The organism is Coprococcus sp. AM100_B19A (assembly GCF_027662015.1).
Taxonomy (GTDB): domain Bacteria; phylum Bacillota; class Clostridia; order Lachnospirales; family Lachnospiraceae; genus Allocoprococcus; species Allocoprococcus comes.
Window position 1 is genome coordinate 63005 of the sequence record NZ_JAQDKN010000012.1, and the last position, 18107, is coordinate 81111.

Consider the following 18107-nt stretch of genomic DNA (forward strand, 5'->3'; position numbering starts at 1 on the left):
GTTGTGTATACAATCGTAGAATTTTACAAATTTGAGTGGAGATATATTTATGGAAAAGTGGATATGAATCTTCTATAATATAAAAAGAGAAACTGTAACCAGATGAAAATTTGACAGTAAGTGAAAAAGGGAGAAATATGAAATATACAGTTGTTGTTGCTGATGATGAGGAGGAAATCCGCAGAAGTCTTGTTCGCAGGGTAAAGTGGGAAGAGATTGGTTTTGAAGTGGTCGGGGAAGCTGAAAACGGTGCAGACGCGCTGGAACTGGTTGAAAAGATGGAACCAGATCTGCTCCTTACCGATATCAAGATGCCATTTTTATCGGGGATTGAGCTGGCACGGGCGGTCAGGGAAGTTCGCCCGATGGTACAGATCGCATTTTTAAGTGGATTTGATGATTTTACCTATGCGCAGCAGGCAATTCAATATAATATTGTAAGTTATATGCTGAAGCCAATTTCAGCAAAAGAGATCGAGGCGGAATTGATAAAGATTAAAAAAGCCATGGATCAGCGAGTGGAAGAATTTACAAAAGAAAGAAAAGAGAAGCTGGATATCCGCAAGACGCAATTCCTTATTCCGCTTTTGCTCGACAGCTTTCAGAATGAACGGGTGTCCGAAGAGGCACTTCTTGAGCGGGCAGAGGAATGTGAGCTGATCCGTAATCCGAAGCCGGATAATATGCAGTATGTGGTGCTTGTAACCGGAATCCGTGATGCAAATGGAAAGGATCAGACAAGCTATAGCAGTGTAAATGCAGTTGATATGATCCTGAAAAAATATGTTCATTATGTAAGTTGCCATCTGGAAGGAAGAGTGGTATCGCTGATCGCGACGACTCCGGGAGGTATGGGTAAGTATTTACATATTATTGTAGAAGAAATTGTTCAGAGTGTGGAGCGTATTATGGGATATTGCTGTCAGGTCGGGGTAAGCAGGAGTGTGAATACTCTTGGAAAATGCAGAGAGAGCTATCTGGAGGCGATGAATGCGCTCAGTTATTCCAGAAAGGATAAAAGCAGTGTCTATTTCATTTCCGATGCAGAGCACGGATCGGGATTGGAACAGGGAGAAATACAGGAAATTACAGCAACGATGGAGAATTTTTTACGTGGTGGAATGGCAGAGGATCTGGAGATTTATCTGGATGATCTGGAAAAGAAGCTGCGAAATGGAGGCAAGAATACACTGGTACTTAGTACGATACTTTTGACCGAGATTGGGGCGGCAGTATATAAGGTTATTTATATGGCAATCGGGGAATGTGGTGTAGAAGTTCTTCAGAAAAAATATTCCATGCAGCAGATGCGTGAAATGGAACGTATGGCAGAGAATTTTCAGATCATAAAAATGCTGTGTATGGAGGCTAAAAAAATGCTTATGGATCAGAGAAAGAAGAGCAGCGAGGTGATCTGCGAGCAGGCAGTGCAGATCATACAGGACCGCTATGCCCAACAGGATCTGTCTGTTATGATCATCAGTGAAGAGATCGGGGTGTCGCCGAATTATCTCAGCAGTCTGATAAAAAAGACGACAGGCAGTTCAATGGTTGAGATCCTGACGAAAAAACGAATTGAAAAGGCAATGGAGCTTCTGCAGTGTACCGGTATGAAGATCGGTGAGATTACAGAGCTGTGTGGTTATAAGGATCAGTATTATTTCAGCCACTGCTTCAAAAAGCTGACTGGAGTATCACCGAACAAATACAGGAGGGAACATGAACAGGCGTAAAAAAGAAGCAGATCAGCACAAGGGATGGAATATATCTATTTCCGGTGTGTTTATTGCAATGGTAATGGGAATCGTCCTGATTTCGGTAGTGGCTGCAACGCTTATTTTTGTTCAGATTTACCGGAATGCAATGGAGCAAAGTGCAGTGACAAGCAGTTCCCAGAGCTGTGAACAGGTACAGAATACGGTTGAGAATTATACACAGGATATGCGGATCATACTGGAAGGGATCGTGGCGAGAATGCGTCATGAGAATAATCATTCTGAGGAATATATCCAGAATCTGGTAAATATCCGTTCCGATGTAGTAGCGGTAACAATCTGTGGTGAAGATGGGGAGCTTCTGCGTTACTGGAACAGAGGGCAGAAGCTGAAAGAGAATTATCGCATTGTTCAGAGTACCGAAATGGAAGATGACGATGGCAGGCTGCGTATAACCAAACCATATGTGGAATCTTTGTTTGAGGGATATTATCCATGGGTTGTAACCGTTTACCAGAAGATTCAGAAAGAAGACGGAACCAGTATACAGGTAAATATTGACATCCGTTTTTCTGACATTGCCAATTATGTTGATGATGTAGGGATCGGGCAGCACGGCTATGCCTATATTGCGGACGAAAAAGGCAATCTGATCTATCATCCACAGCAGCAGCTCATTTATTCCGGGTTAAAAGAAGAGAAGGGAATGGATTTAAAAGAAGGGACACATATTCAGGAACAGGCGATCTATACTGTAAAAAATCTGGAGAACTGTGACTGGAAAATTGTAGGTGTCTGCTATGTAGATGAAATGATTACGGAGAAGGTAAGCAGTGCGGTATCCAGACTTCTGATCGTCCTGTGTCTGGTTATGGGAGCAGTCTTTCTTCTCGGATGGGCATTTTCAGAACTGTTCTCAGCACCGGTAAGGCAGCTTGCCGATGACATGCACCGGTTTGAAAAAAATGCTGAAAATTTTGTATTTGAGCCGATGGCGGGAACTACAGAGATCACGACTTTATCCAACTCGTTTGAACACATGGTTGTGAAGATCCAGAAGCTGATGGAGCAGGTCAGACAGGAAGAAATCACACTGCGGAAAACAGAGCTGAAAGCGCTTCAGGCGCAGATCAATCCACATTTCCTGTATAATACACTGGATGCGATTGCATGGATGTGTGAAGATGGGAAAAATGAAGATGCAGAAGAGATGGTTACGGCACTTGCAAGGCTGTTCCGTATCAGTATCAGTAAAGGGCATGAGCTGATTCCGATCGAAAAAGAAGTGGAACATGCAAAGAGTTATCTGAAGATTGAAAATTATCGGTATAAGAACAAATTTACCTATTCATTTGAGGTGGAAGAGTCGTGTCTTTCGTATCTTTGTAACAAAATTACTTTGCAGCCAATTATCGAGAATGCAATTTATCATGGTGTAAAGCAGATGATCGATGAGGGTGAGATCTGGATCCGTATTTTTGAGGACGGAGAAGATATTATTTTCCAGGTGGAGGATAACGGAATCGGTATGACGGAAGAACAGTGCCGGGAGATTCTGCGCAAAGAGCCGGGAGACCGTACCGGAATCGGAATCAAGAATGTAAATGACCGGATCAAGATTTATTTTGGAAGCAATTATGGACTGAATATCACAAGTGAGCTGGATGAAGGGACCTGTGTGACGATCCGTATGCCGAAGGTCAGGGAGGAAGAATATGAGAAAAAGTAGAAGAAAACCATTTATTGCAATTGGTGCAGGTGTGATCCTACTTGCAATTCTGTTTTTTGTCCTGACGGGTGACGGACTTTGGGAAGGAAAAGAAGGCAGTACAAATAGCGTCATCGAGAAGAAAAAAGTAGTGTTTCTGACAAAATCCATGGATTCTTCTTTCTGGCAGTCCGCATATGCGGGAGCCGGTGCGGCAAGTGCGGAATATAATCTGGATCTGGTGTGCGAAGGACCGGATGGAGACGGTGAGGAAGATTATGAGGCGCAGAATGAAATGATAGACCGGGCGATCCGGGAACAGGTAGATGCACTTCTGTTCTCTGCCATTGATTTTGAAAAGAATGCGGAAGCAATCGACCGTGCGGCAAAGGCAGGAATCAGAATTGTGGTTGTGGACAGTCCGGTAAACAGTGAGGCTGTGGAATGCTATATTGGTACAGACAATTATGAAGCCGGATGTATGGCAGGAGAAGAAGTGCTTGGTAATCCGGCGGAAAATCTAAATATCGGAATCGTAAATTTTGATAAGAGTACGGAGAACGGGCAGCTTCGTGAAAAGGGATTCCGGGATACGGTTCTTAATGATGACCGGGCAAATATTACGGCGTCCATCAATGTGAAGTCTACGATCACCGACGCAAGAGAGGGCACCGAGAGGATGTTGCTTGACAATCCGCAGATCAATGTGATCGTGACATTTAATGAATGGACAACACTTGGAGTCGGGGATGCGGTAGAAGCACTTGGCGCAGGAGAGCGGACGCAGGTTGTTGCGTTTGACAGTAACGTAAAATCCATTGGAATGCTGGAAAAAGGAAATGTAGATGCGCTGATCGTCCAAAACCCATATGCGATGGGATACCTGGGGATTGAGCAGATCAATACACTACTGAATGGTCAGAAGCCGGAAAAGAAAGAGACGGCAACCAGCAGTATTTTGGTGACAAGAGAAAATATGTATGATGATAAGAGCCAGAAGGCGCTCTTTTCATTTGAAGAAAAGTAACGGGTGGAATGTTTGTAGCTGCTCGGAAGTATAGAAGCTGTAGTCTGAAAAATATTTGGACTACAGCTTTTTAAAGAATTGGGCATTTGAAACATTTATGGACGAAATTAAGTAAAAATTTATATAAACGTTGAAATTCACAAACCCCTCGTAGTTTTTCACATGGGTATTTTATTCTCTTCTTGTTATACTCGTATCATCAAGTAAACGTTATACAAGGAGGAACGAAATTATGAAAAGAAGAATTGTAGCAGCGATGCTCGCAGGTGTGATGGCACTTGGAATGCTTGCAGGATGCGGGGGCTCCGGTAAGAGTGACAGTGATGGTGGAAGCAGTGATAAGAAATCATCAGACGCTAATATCGCAGTATTCTACTATACCTATTCTGATACTTATATCGCATCTGTCCGTACAGCACTCGATGCAAAACTTGACGAGATGGGTGTTGAATATCAGGACTATGATGGAAACAGCAACCAGACAACACAGAACGAACAGATTGATACAGCGATCCAGACAGGTGCTACAGCACTGATCGTCAACATCGTTACATCCGGTTCTGTAGATGCTTCTTCTCAGATCGTTGAAAAAGCAGAAGCAGCAGGAATCCCGGTTATTTTCTTTAACCGTGCGATCGAAGATGACAAGACAGAAGGCGATGTACTTGGAAGCTATGAAAAGTGCGCATTCGTAGGAACAGACGCTCCGGAAGCAGGACATATGCAGGGCGAAATGATCGGTAACTATGTAGTAGAACATTTTGATGAAATGGATCTCAACGGAGATGGAAAAATCTCTTACGCAATGTTTATGGGACAGCTTGGAAATGCAGAAGCTATTTACCGTACACAGTTTGCTGTAGAAGATGCAGACAAGATCATCACAGAAGCTGGCAAACCGGCACTGGAATATTTCGATGCTTCTAACAGTGACAAATACCAGGTTGACCAGGATGGTAACTGGAGTGCAACAGCAGCAAACAACTATATGACAACCAACCTTTCCCAGTACAACGAAGGAAGCAATAACATGATCGAGCTTGTTATCTGCAACAACGACGGTATGGCAGAAGGCGCAATCTCTGCTCTGAATGATAAGGGATACAACCTTGGAACAGGCAAAGACGGAAAGATGATTCCGGTATTTGGTGTTGATGCTACAGATGCAGCAAAACAGCTGATCGGAGATGGCAAGATGACAGCAACTGTTAAACAGGATGCAGATGGTATGGCAGCTTGTATCGCAGATCTTGCTAAGAATGCAGCAGATGGAAAAGATCTGATGGATGGAACAGATTCTTACAACATTTCTGATAAAGTAAGCAACAAGATCTTCATTCCTTACCAGGAATACTCAGGAAAATAAAAATGTAAAAAATAAAGGTGGCGGCCAGGTGGTTGGCCAGCCACCTTTTCTAAAGTTGTGACGCAGCCGGATGGAACTGCATAGTGGCAGGTTCGAAAGGTATGCGAGATTAGAAGATGAGAGACAGGAGGACAGCTATGAAACAGGATGTTTTACTGCAGATGACGGATATCTGTAAAGAATTTCCGGGCGTAAAAGCATTAGATCATGTGTCCCTGACAGTTAAAGCAGGCACTGTCCATGCACTGATGGGTGAAAATGGAGCCGGAAAGTCAACACTGATGAAATGCCTTTTCGGAATTTATGACAAAGACAGTGGCAAGATTGAGCTGGAGGGAAAAGAGATTAATTTCAAGAATTCGAAAGAAGCTCTTGAAAATGGAGTTGCAATGGTTCACCAGGAACTGAACCAGGCGCTCAAAAGAAACGTCATGGATAATCTCTGGCTCGGACGTTACCCGAAAGTGGGCGGCGTTATGGTAAATGAGAAAAAAATCTATGACGACACAAAAAAAGTATTTGAAGAATTGAAAATTGATGTAGATCCGAAAAGGATCATGAGTACGATGCCGGTATCACAGAGACAGATGGTAGAGATTGCAAAAGCAGTATCTGTGAATGCAAAAGTCATCGTATTTGATGAGCCGACTTCTTCCCTTACAGAGCAGGAAGTAGAGCATCTGTTTGATATCATTGAGATGCTGAAAAAGAGAGGATGCGGAATCATTTACATTTCACATAAAATGGCAGAGATCAAACGGATTTCAGATGAAATCACGATCATGCGTGACGGAACCTGGGTAGCAACAGAGAAAGCAGATGATCTGGAGATGGATGATATCATCCGCCTGATGGTTGGACGTGAGCTTACCAATCAGTTCCCGCCAAAGACAAATAAACCGGGCGATGTAGCGCTTGAAGTGGAACACCTTTCCGGAATGTATTCGATCCTGAATGATGTTTCCTTCAAAGCAAGAAAAGGAGAAATTCTTGGAATTGCCGGACTTGACGGAAGTGGGCGTACAGAAACTCTGGAGACAATTTTTGGAATTGCAACCAGGAAATCAGGAACGATAAAACTTGACGGAAAACAAGTCAGCAATAAGAATGCACAGGATTCGATCAAGAACGGATTTGCACTTCTGACAGAAGAGAGAAGAGCAACCGGTATCTTCGGCATCCTGAACATTCGTGAAAATACCGTTATCTCCAGCTTAAAGAGACACAAAAAAGGATTTTATCTGAGTGAAAAATCCATGAAAGAAGATACGCAGAAATATATTGATGCGCTGCGGACAAAGACACCGTCGCAGGAGACAAAGATCCGTGCACTTTCCGGTGGAAACCAACAGAAGGTTATCCTTGGAAGATGGCTTCTTACCGATCCGGAAGTACTGCTTCTGGATGAGCCGACAAGAGGAATCGATGTCGGTGCAAAGTATGAGATCTATCAGCTCATCATCGATCTTGCGAACCGCGGCAAAGTAGTTATTGTAGTTTCTTCAGAAATGCCGGAGCTTCTCGGAATCTGTGACCGTATCATGGTTATGTCCGGTGGAAGACTTGCCGGAGAGATTAACGCTGAAGAGGCGACGCAGGAACTGATCATGACTTACGCAGCAAAGTATGTGTAATTTTCAAACAAAAAGAAGGAGGCTTCCCAGATGAAAGCATTTGCAAATATAAAATCACGCTATGCAGAATACAAAGCACTGGATTCCGCAGACAAGGCAAAAGCGTGGAAAGAAGGACTTATCAATAATGCGATTTATCTTCTGATCATTATCGCAGTTATTTACACTTACACACAGAACAGCAGATTCCTGAGCGTGGCATCTATTGTTAACATTATCTCGCTGTCTGCAGCGAACATTCCGATCGCGTGTGGTATTGCAGGAACGATCGTACTTACCGGTACAGACCTTTCAGCCGGACGTGTTGTAGGTCTTACAGCATGTATTTCTGCATCACTTTTGCAGTCAGTAACTTATGCAACCAAAATTTTCCCGGATCTTCCGGTTCTTCCGATACCACTGGTTATTCTGATCGTAATCGTAGTCGGAGGTATTGTTGGATGGGTAAATGGATTCTTCGTAGCGAAATTCCACTTACATCCATTCATTGTAACACTGGCAACACAGCTGATCGTATACGGAATTCTTCTGATGTACATTATGCTGAACGGTAACAACGGACAGCCACTTTCCGGACTGGACAAATCCTTTAAGAATTTTGTAACAGGAAGTTTCTTAAAGATCCGTGGCGTTCCGATCCCGAACTATGTATGGTACGCTTGTGTTGTAGTTGTATTCATGTGGTTCATGTGGAATAAGACAACATTTGGAAAGAATATGTTCGCAGTTGGTTCCAACCCGGAAGCTGCCAATGTATCTGGTGTAAATGTTATGAGAACAACCATTCTGGTACATACACTTGCAGGATGCATGTATGGTATCACTGGATTCATTGAATCTGCACGTATCGGTTCCAACCAGGCAAATACAGGTCTGAACTACGAGTGTGATGCGATTGCTGCCTGTGTAATCGGTGGTGTATCTTTTGTAGGTGGTACCGGTAAGATCAGCGGCGTTGTTTTAGGGGTGTTCATTCTGAGAATCATCTTCGTTGCACTGCAGTTCCTGGCAGTAAGTCAGAATATGCAGTATGTGATCAAAGGTCTGATTATTCTGATCGCATGTGCAATTGATATGAGAAAATATCTGGTAAGAAAATAAAAAGAAAAGGCTGGGAAATGTTATGGACGAGAATAAGATGCCGGAGAATGACGGATGGAAGAAAAATGCAAGACTGGCGATTTATGCAATGGCCGGGTTTTATCTGCTGACACTGGCATACCAGATGTTCAGGGCGATTTCCACAAGTCATGGTAATGAACAGCTTGTTATGATCGTGGCGACGATTCTGTTTCTGATAGTTGGTGTTGGACTGATCGGGTTTGGACTGATCGCAGGATACCGCAATATAAAAGCAGATCACAGAGAAGACGAAAAGTAGAAATCATAAATATTACCTCACAAGAGAAAACTTCCGGTAAAGTAAAACTTGCCGGGAGTTTTTTGCGTATATGATGAGTCAGGTGCAGATTGGTGCTTGCACAAGAATCTGTATCTGACAAATATAGATCATCTCGCACCACATTTTCAAATCTCAAAAAAATCTTAAGAAAATCCCGCCCTATCTCTTAAAAAATCTCTGCTAATCTTGTATAGTATAGAGGAGGTGAAAAAGATGGCGAAAATATTAGTATGTGATGATGATAAAGACATTGTAGAAGCAATAGATATTTACCTGACGCAGGAAGGATACGAAGTCCTGAAGGCGTATGATGGCGACGAAGCGATCAAGGTATTGAAAAGTAATGAAGTTGATCTTCTGATCATGGATGTGATGATGCCGCGGCTGGACGGAATCCGGGCGACACTCAAGATCCGGGAAAACATGAGCCTCCCGATTATTATTTTATCCGCCAAATCAGAGGATGCGGACAAGATTTTAGGACTGAATATCGGTGCAGATGATTACATAACCAAACCGTTCAATCCGTTGGAGCTGGTGGCAAGGGTAAAATCCCAACTCAGACGTTACACCCAGCTTGGAAGTACGGCGAGATCTGACAACCAGAGTGAGTTCCGGACCGGGGGACTTGTGATCAGGGATGATCTGAAAGAAGTGACTGTGGACGGCGAAAAAGTGAAGCTGACACCGATTGAATACAATATATTACTGTTACTCGTTAAAAATCAGGGAAAGGTGTTCTCTATCAATCAGATTTACGAAAATATCTGGAATGAAGAAGCAATCGGAGCGGACAATACCGTTGCCGTACATATCCGCCATATCCGGGAGAAAATCGAAATCAATCCGAAAGAGCCACGTTACCTGAAGGTAGTATGGGGTGTCGGATATAAGGTAGAGAAGATCGGTTAGGAGGTCTTATGAATAACAAATGGTATCAGAGCGCACCATGTAAAGGAATCCTGATCGTACTGGAGCATATTTTAGCGGTGGTGATGATCACATGTCTGGTTTTTACATTCAGTTATCCGGGCGATAATCTGGCAGGAATCCTGTTTGAAAAGCCACATAAGAAGTATGAACAGTCAAAAGGGTTTACCGACAAGCTGATGAGTGCTGCAAATGATATTACAGCTGCGGAAGGATACGACAGCAATTTTGAAACAGAAGGAAAATATGATGAAAACAGAATTGTAGATCTGAAAGAATATGATTCAGATCGTAAGATTTCAAATGAAAATGTAAATGGGCTTGCATACCGTCTTGGTGATCTTGTGAATTACTGGGAAAACGATCAGGAGATGTACTACGCAGACGGGACCAAGATGGCAGATGGAGACAATGATGATGAGATCATCGTCTGCCAGAAGGATGACGGAACCTACCATTATTACTATGAAAAAGAATTTCGTCGAGAATTTAAAAACGGGAACCTTCAGTTTGGTAATATGGATGAGGCAAAAGATGAATATTCACTGGAAAGCACCGGAGAAGTGATCGATTCTCTGATCAATGACTGGATCGAGAACTCCGCAAGTATTTACCGCAATATTCTGGACAGTGAAAATCGCCAGGTCTACACAAAGTGCTGGCGGTATGACGGAGAAAAAGTTTCCGAAAACTGTGCACCGGTGGGCGCGAAGAATCTTCTGGAAGTTGTGAACAAGGATTCCAGATGGAACGGCAAGTTAAGTGATGCGATGTCCATGCTTGGAAATACTGTGGACAGTGTACGGGATAATTTTTTGACGTGGCAGTATGTAACGGAAGAATATAAAGAAGGTAATACCAATCTTGCATATATGATTGTAGATCTGGACAATAAAAAAGTTTATACCAACCGTCTTGCATATCAGAGATTTGATGAATGGGAAAAGAATCTGGAAAGTATGAAAAAGCTGGGAGTATATGCGGTTGCCACACCAAAGCTTACTGAGTACCAGAGTGATATTGATATGGACGGATCACAGTGGAAATCACTGATCGGTGGCAATATGTGGATGGATAATTACGAATGCGTGTTCGCGGTAGATACTTCCTATCCAATCCAGGATGACTTTTATCAGGAGAGCAAGATTTATCAGGAGTATGCACCGCAGGTAAGATTTACCTTCTGGATTGCGATTGCAACCGGATTTGCAATGCTTGTAATTCTGGCATGGCTGACAATTGTTGCAGGCAGATCAAACCGGGAAGAAGGCATTGTGTTAAATCGGGTCGATAAAATGAAGACAGAACTCTTTATTCTTTTGTCGGTTGCAGTTATGGTGATATGTATTTACGGGGAAATCAGTTTAAGTTACGGTCTGCTGAACGGAGTCTGGTTTAGCGGAGATGGTTTCAATGGCACATCGGTACTGATTTTTGCAGGGATTGTTGCGGTAAGCGTTTGCATGACAGGACTTACTTTCTGGCTTGGAATGGTAAGAAGGATCAAGGCAAAGACCTTGTGGAAGAACAGTATTTTATGTCTGATCATCAAATACGTCCGGATTGGAATCCGGCATCTGGGGGAGGTCTGGAAAGCTGCGATTTTGTTTGGAGTACTGGTTGTAGTTCACTGGATCGCGATCGCCATGTGGGAGCCGGGAATCTGGCTGTTCGTAATGCTTGCGGCAGAGGCGGGGGCATTTTTCTGCCTGATGCGCAGAGCCATCGGAAGAGCGCGGATCATCAAAGGGGTAAAAGCAATCGCAGACGGTCAGGTTGACTATCAGATTCCGTTAAATGGACTCAAAGGCGGACAGCTTGAAGCAGCAGTCAGCATCAATAAGATCGGAGATGGACTGGACCGGGCGGTAGAAGAGAGCGTAAAAAATGAACGCCTCAAAACGGATCTGATCACAAATGTATCCCATGATATCAAAACGCCGCTTACATCAATCATTAATTATGTGGACCTTTTAAAGAGAGAGGATTTTGAGGATCCGAAGATCCGGAATTATCTTCAGGTTCTGGAAGAAAAAGCATATCGTCTGAAGACACTTACCGAGGATGTGGTAGAAGCTTCCAAGGTAAGCAGTGGCAATATCAGCCTGGAAATGATGAATCTGAATCTGGTTGAGCTGGTTAACCAGACCAGTGCAGAGTTTGAAGAAAAATTTGAGGCAAGGAATCTGAAAATGATCATGAATCTTCCGACCGAACCGGCAACAATCTACGCAGACGGCAGACGAATGTGGAGAGTTCTTGCAAATGTATTTAACAATGCGGCAAAATATGCAATGGAGGGAAGCCGGGTCTACGTGGATCTGGTTCAGACAGGTGAGGAAGTACAGTTTACGATCAAGAATGTATCAGAGCAGCCGCTGAATATTTCGGCAGATGAGCTGACAGAAAGATTTATCCGCGGAGATGTATCCAGAAGCACGGAAGGAAGCGGGCTTGGTCTTTCGATTGCACAGAATCTGACAAAGCTTCAAGGGGGAAAATTCGAGTTATATCTCGACGGAGATCTGTTCAAGGTACTGATCCGTTTCCCGGTTCCAAAAGAAACGGAAGATGTCTATCAGGAAGTCGAACAGTAACAGGTAAATATGGGGCGTAAGGGAAATTTCCCTTGCGCTCTATTTTATTTCGCTTTACAATAAAAACTGGATTCGTACATATAACCTAAAATGTAAGGGGAAATTAAAATGGAATCATTGAATAATATCTTAAAAAAGAGTTTAAATAAAGAATTTTTATCAGCAATAATCAGCAATCCACGTGAAAAAGGCGGAATTGTAAAGATTAAGATCCGCCCTGTGGAGCATAAAGACAATATTTTGTACCAGTGCGAAGAGCACCGGAACAACCAGGTATTTCACCACAATCTGAATGAAGAAGCAGCAGGATATATTGAAAATGCCATGCAGGAATTCAAACAGATGCAGATGGAGACGAGAAAATTCCTCTATCAGGTTCTGGTCAGCAAAAAAGGGAAAATGACGATTCAGAGACGGCTTCAGACCGGGAGGTTCAAAGAGATTGATCTGTCACACAACCGGAAGAAGCATTATATCCTGGAGGAAGGAAAAGCAGTTCCATTTTTACAGGATCTGGGAGTTATGACAAAAGAAGGGGAAATCGTGCGGACAAAGTTTGATAAGTTCCGCCAGATCAACCGTTTCCTGGAGTTTATCGAGGATGTTCTTCCGGAGCTCCCGAAGGACAGGGAAGTAACGATTCTGGATTTTGGATGCGGTAAATCCTATCTGACATTTGCAATTTACTATTATTTGCATGAGTTAAAAGGTTATGATATCCGGATCATCGGACTGGATCTGAAGACGGATGTCATTTATGCATGCAACCAGCTTGCAAAAAAATATGGCTATAGAAAACTGAAGTTTATGGAAGGAAATATTGCAGATTATACCGGCTCTGATGAAGTGGATATGGTCGTGACGCTGCATGCCTGCGATACCGCTACCGATTTTGCACTTGCAAAAGCAGTTGGCTGGAAAGCGAAGGTCATTCTTTCGGTTCCGTGCTGTCAGCATGAAGTGAACCGTCAGATTGCAAATGAAACACTTGCACCGCTGTTTTCTTACGGACTGATCAAAGAGCGAATGGCAGCTCTTGTCACGGATGCTATGCGTGCAGAATATCTCAAGAGGGAGGGATATGACACACAGATCCTGGAGTTTATCGATATGGAGCATACACCGAAGAATATTTTGATACGGGCCATTTACACGGGAAATAAAGGAAAAAATACAGAGGCAATCCGCACATGTGAAGAAATGCTTCACATCGATCCAATGCTGGGGAGATTATTGGATCAGCAGAATGAAGAGGGAGAAAAAGGAGTATAAATTTAGCAGATTAAGATAAAGGGGACTATAATTACAATGTTTAAAAAGATAGCAATAAAGACAGGGGTACTGACTACTGTATTTATTCTTGCAGTTATCGTATCCAGTTATGTGACGAACAGAGGCAACACTGATATGAGTGCAGATATGGGAGGTGCGACATTGCCAAGAATATCCTTTACGACAGAAGGATATGAAGTGAACTCACTGCCGGGATATAAAAGCGATATGACGCTTACTTCAATGCGTGATACACTGACACCCGTCACAAATAACCAGCTGGATATGAACATTGCAAAATATGATAACCAGATCCAGAAGGTTTACTGGCAGGTATATACACTGAATGGGAAAAAATGTATTCAGGAGGGAACCATTAAAGATGTTCAGGATACAGTAACTTTAAATTTCAAGAATACGAAGATCCTGAAAGAAGAGAGGATTTTGAAAGTAACCTTGTACCTGGATAATCAAAATATTTATTTTTATACCAGGATCAAGAATTCGGCAGATTGCAACTATAAGAAAAGCCTGGATTTCGCAAATGATTTCCACAATGCGGCACTCGAAAATCAGGGTGATAAGGTCGAAAGCTATTTGGAAACAGATTCCAGTGAGGACAGCTCCACCTATCAGGAGGTTACACTTGCATCGACACAGTCACAGGTGACATGGGGTTCGCTTGCACCGCAGGTATCGGGAAATGTATACTGGGAAATTAAGGAATGCAATGAGAATTACACATCACTTGTCCTCAAATACCAGGTAAAGTGCACCGGGGATACTGATTATGCTGATCGGCTTTACAGTGTAAAGGAATTCTTCCGGATCCGCACCGGGGAAGATGCACAACAGTATCTGCTTGATTATGATCGCACGATGAATCAGAGATTTGATGGTAAGACAACTGCGCTGAACCAGAAAGGTGTTCTTGTTGGGATTGCGCCGACGGACCTGGAGTATGAGACTAATACAGATGGAACCATTGTAGCATTTATAGAGGATAACCAGCTCTGGCATTATGATAAAAAAGAGGATGAAATGTCACTGGTATTCGGCTTCGCAGATGCGGAAAACATGGATGTGCGTACATTATGCGACCTGCATGATATCCGCCTGATTTCAGTAGATGAAAAAGGCAATACCACATTTACTGTAGTGGGTTATATGAATCGCGGTGTACATGAAGGGCAGGTAGGTGTAGCAGTCTATTATTTTGACGCAGAAAAAAATTCCGTTACGGAAAAAGCATTTGTCCCTAGTGAAGACGGATATTATCTGATGAAAGAGGATCTGGGTAAATTTGTATATTACAGCAATTCTGATGAGAATCTTTATGTAATGATAGATGGTACATTGTATCTTGTGAATCTGAAGGACAACACCAGAGAGGTGCTGGTGAAAGATCTGGAGGAAGGGCAGTATCAGGTTTCACCAGACGGACATCTGCTTGCTTACCAGAGTGAGGGCGGAAAGATCAATGAGTCGCAGAAGATTATCGTGTTGAATCTGAAGACGGGAAAATCCTTTGATATTACATCCGAAGGAGACGAATATGTCAAACCGATCGGATTTATCCGGAATGATTTTGCCTATGGCACGCTGCGTGGAAGCGATGCAGGAACCAATATATCCGGACAGAGTGTGTACCCGATGTATAAAGTGGATATCATCACGCAGAAACAGGAGATAGCCAAGACCTATGAGGTACAGGATTTTTACATTCTGGATGGCTATGTGGCAGACAATATGATGACACTTAATCGGGTAAACAGAAATGAGAATACCTATATTTCAACAACGGCAGATTATATTACCAACAATCAGGAGAAGGAAGAGAGCAATATCACAGTTGAGACCTACAATGATGATCTGCGGGGAACTCTGGTTCGTCTTACTTATGAAAATGGGATCAAAGACAGCAAAGCAAAAATTTTAAAACCAAAGCAGGTACTGTTTGATAAACCGATGGTTGTCAGCTTTGACAAACCGAAGGTAAAGAATCAGTATTATGTATATGCACTTGGCAGTCTGCAGGGGGTGTATGAAAAAGCATCTTATGCGATCCAGGAAGCGGAGAAGATAAAAGGTGTGGTCATTTCTTCATCACAGGAATATGTATGGGAGTCCGGAAATACGCCGGATATTTATGAAGTAAATAATATGGATGAGTTCCGGACAGGAGAAGGTGAAAGTACACTTGCAGCGTGCCTGAACCGGATCCTGAAGCTGGAAGGCGCAGAAGATATAAATGCATCAACAGAGCTGGAAAACGGAAAGTCGCCGGCAGAAATCCTGACAGAAGCAACCGGTGGAGAAGGGTTTGATCTGACCGGATGTACACCGGAAGAAATCCGCTATACGATCAGCCATGAGACACCGGTGATCGCAATGCTCAGTGTGGATCACGCGGTACTGGTCATCGGATACACGGATGCGAAGTATGCTTATCTGGATCCGGCAGACGGAGAACGTCATTCGGCTACGCCTGAAGAGATGGCGCAAATGGTAAGCGGCAGCGGAAATGTATTTTTTGGTTATGTAAAATAAATTTGGAGGACGCAAATGAGAGACGAGAAATATTTAGAACTTCTGGCAGAAAAATACCCAACTGAGCAGGCGGTCTGCCGAGAGATTATTAACCTTAAAGCAATCCTCAGCCTGCCAAAAGGGACAGAGCACTTTATGAGTGATCTGCATGGAGAATATGAGGCATTTTGCCATATATTAAATAACTGCTCCGGTGTGATTCGGGAAAAAGTAGATCTGTTGTTTGAAGATACTTTATCAGATCTGGACCGGGAAGAAATCTGTACGCTGATCTATTATCCAGTTGAAAAGCTTGCAATGATAAAAAAGGAAGGAAAAAATAATGAAGAGTGGTATCGTGTGATCTTAGGAGAACTAATCGATATCGCAAGATTATTTTCATCCAAATACACCCGCTCAAAAGTAAGAAAAGCGATGCCGAAAGAATATGCCTATATTCTGGATGAACTGATCCATGTACAGAAGGATGAAGATGATAATCAGCTGGTGTATCACCGCAATATCCTGAATACGCTCCTTGAACTACAGAATGCAGATGAATTTATCGAGGTGCTTGCCGGATTGATTAAACGGCTGGCAGTCGATCATCTACATATTGTCGGAGATATTTTTGACAGAGGTCCTTGTGCAGACCGGATCATGGATTTGCTTACGACTTATCACTCCATTGATATTGAATGGGGAAATCATGATATCCTGTGGATGGGGGCAGCGGCAGGAAGCAGAGCCTGTATCGCAACAGTTATCCGTAACAATCTGAAATATGATAATATGAAGATCATGGAGAATAGCTATGGGATCAGTCTGCGAAATCTGACCTTATTTGCAGAAAAGATATACCCGCAGATCGATCCGATGGAAGCGGCACTGAAAGCAATTTCTGTACTTCTTTTTAAACTGGAAGGCCAGGTGATCCTGCGTAATCCGGATTACAAGATGGAAGATAAATTGCTGCTTCATAAAGTGGATGTGAAACGTCAGGTTGTTGAAATTGGCGGAAAAGAATATAAGATCAAGAAGGAAGAATTTCCAACTGTAAGTTTTGCAGCTGAAAGCGTGGAAGAAGTCTATCAGCTGACCGAAGAGGAAGAAAATGTAATGGAAGGTCTTCAGATGGCTTTTGTGAACAGTATCCGTCTGCGACAGCATATAGATTTCCTGTATAAAAAAGGAAGTATGTACCGGATCTTCAACGATAATCTTCTGTATCACGGCTGTGTGCCGCTGGATGAGAGCGGAAACTTTGACGGCGTTGTATTTGGGAAGAGATGCTATCGAGGAAGAGAATATCTGGACTATGCAGAGCATGTTGCCAGAAGAGCCTGGTCGAAGGAGGCGAAAGAAAAAGACAGAGACTTTATGTGGTATCTGTGGTGCGGAAGAAAGTCTCCACTTTCCGGAAGAAATACGAAAACCTTTGAGCGTACTTATGTGCTGGATGAGTCGACATGGTATGAAGAATCAAATCCATATTATAAATTTTACGAAGAAGAAAAGGTCTGCAATATGATTCTGCATGAGTTTGGCCTTTATTCCGAGCGTGCTCATATCATTAATGGGCATACACCGGTCAGAACTTCAAAAGGAGAGCATCCGGTCCGTGCGAATGGAAAATTAATGGTCATTGATGGAGGTTTCTGCAAGAGCTACCATAAGACTACCGGAATTGCCGGGTATACACTGATCTTCAATTCCCATGGTATCCGGATCAAATCCCACCAGCCTTTCCTGAGTGTGTATGCGGCACTTACGGAAAATAAGGATATCGAGTCAAAATCAGAACTGGTCGAGACCGAAAAAGAACGTTTGATGGTGCGGGATACAGATAGCGGAAAGAAGATCAAGGAGGATATTGAGGCACTTAAAATGCTGCTCCGTGCATACCGTGAAGGGGAGTTGGAATAGA

12 protein-coding genes are annotated in these 18107 nt (G+C 43.0%); all 12 read left to right on the forward strand.

The genetic code is table 11. From position 1 onward, the window contains the following. Positions 1 to 137: 137 nt before the first annotated feature. Entirely contained in the window at positions 138 to 1733 is a 1596-nt protein-coding gene (locus PGQ33_RS12190) for a response regulator (RefSeq protein WP_270205815.1), read from the forward strand. Beyond that, positions 1720 to 3444, forward strand: a complete 1725-nt coding sequence (locus tag PGQ33_RS12195; RefSeq protein ID WP_270205816.1) for a sensor histidine kinase — start codon at positions 1720 to 1722, stop codon at positions 3442 to 3444. The genes PGQ33_RS12190 and PGQ33_RS12195 overlap by 14 nt, the downstream gene beginning before the upstream one ends. After that, positions 3431 to 4450: a substrate-binding domain-containing protein gene (locus PGQ33_RS12200; RefSeq protein WP_118219331.1), complete on the forward strand. Its 1020-nt coding sequence runs from the start codon at positions 3431 to 3433 to the stop codon at positions 4448 to 4450. Before PGQ33_RS12195 ends, PGQ33_RS12200 begins: the two co-directional genes overlap by 14 nt. 232 nt (positions 4451 to 4682) lie before the next feature. Continuing rightward, positions 4683 to 5816, forward strand: a complete 1134-nt coding sequence (locus PGQ33_RS12205; RefSeq protein ID WP_270205817.1) for a galactose ABC transporter substrate-binding protein — start codon at positions 4683 to 4685, stop codon at positions 5814 to 5816. Positions 5817 to 5953: 137 nt separating this feature from the next. After that, on the forward strand, positions 5954 to 7450 hold the full coding sequence (locus PGQ33_RS12210; protein WP_055249308.1) for a sugar ABC transporter ATP-binding protein: 1497 nt from the start codon (positions 5954 to 5956) through the stop codon (positions 7448 to 7450). 30 nt (positions 7451 to 7480) lie between these two features. Beyond that, entirely contained in the window at positions 7481 to 8551 is a 1071-nt protein-coding gene (locus PGQ33_RS12215) for a galactose/methyl galactoside ABC transporter permease MglC (protein ID WP_117824392.1), read from the forward strand. Between the two features lie 22 nt (positions 8552 to 8573). Then, positions 8574 to 8831, forward strand: a complete 258-nt coding sequence (locus PGQ33_RS12220; RefSeq protein WP_022220688.1) for a hypothetical protein — start codon at positions 8574 to 8576, stop codon at positions 8829 to 8831. Positions 8832 to 9065: 234 nt separating this feature from the next. Beyond that, on the forward strand, positions 9066 to 9764 hold the full coding sequence (locus tag PGQ33_RS12225) for a response regulator transcription factor (protein WP_117559421.1): 699 nt from the start codon (positions 9066 to 9068) through the stop codon (positions 9762 to 9764). An 8-nt stretch (positions 9765 to 9772) separates the two neighbouring features. Next, entirely contained in the window at positions 9773 to 12379 is a 2607-nt protein-coding gene (locus tag PGQ33_RS12230; protein ID WP_270205818.1) for a histidine kinase dimerization/phospho-acceptor domain-containing protein, read from the forward strand. Positions 12380 to 12487: 108 nt separating this feature from the next. Continuing rightward, positions 12488 to 13651, forward strand: a complete 1164-nt coding sequence (locus PGQ33_RS12235; RefSeq protein ID WP_270205819.1) for a class I SAM-dependent methyltransferase — start codon at positions 12488 to 12490, stop codon at positions 13649 to 13651. A 36-nt stretch (positions 13652 to 13687) separates the two neighbouring features. After that, positions 13688 to 16201 (forward strand): hypothetical protein, encoded by a 2514-nt coding sequence (locus PGQ33_RS12240; protein WP_117835922.1) that lies wholly within the window; start codon positions 13688 to 13690, stop codon positions 16199 to 16201. Between the two features lie 15 nt (positions 16202 to 16216). Then, entirely contained in the window at positions 16217 to 18106 is a 1890-nt protein-coding gene (locus tag PGQ33_RS12245) for a fructose-bisphosphatase class III (RefSeq protein ID WP_008370998.1), read from the forward strand. Position 18107 lies beyond the last annotated feature (1 nt).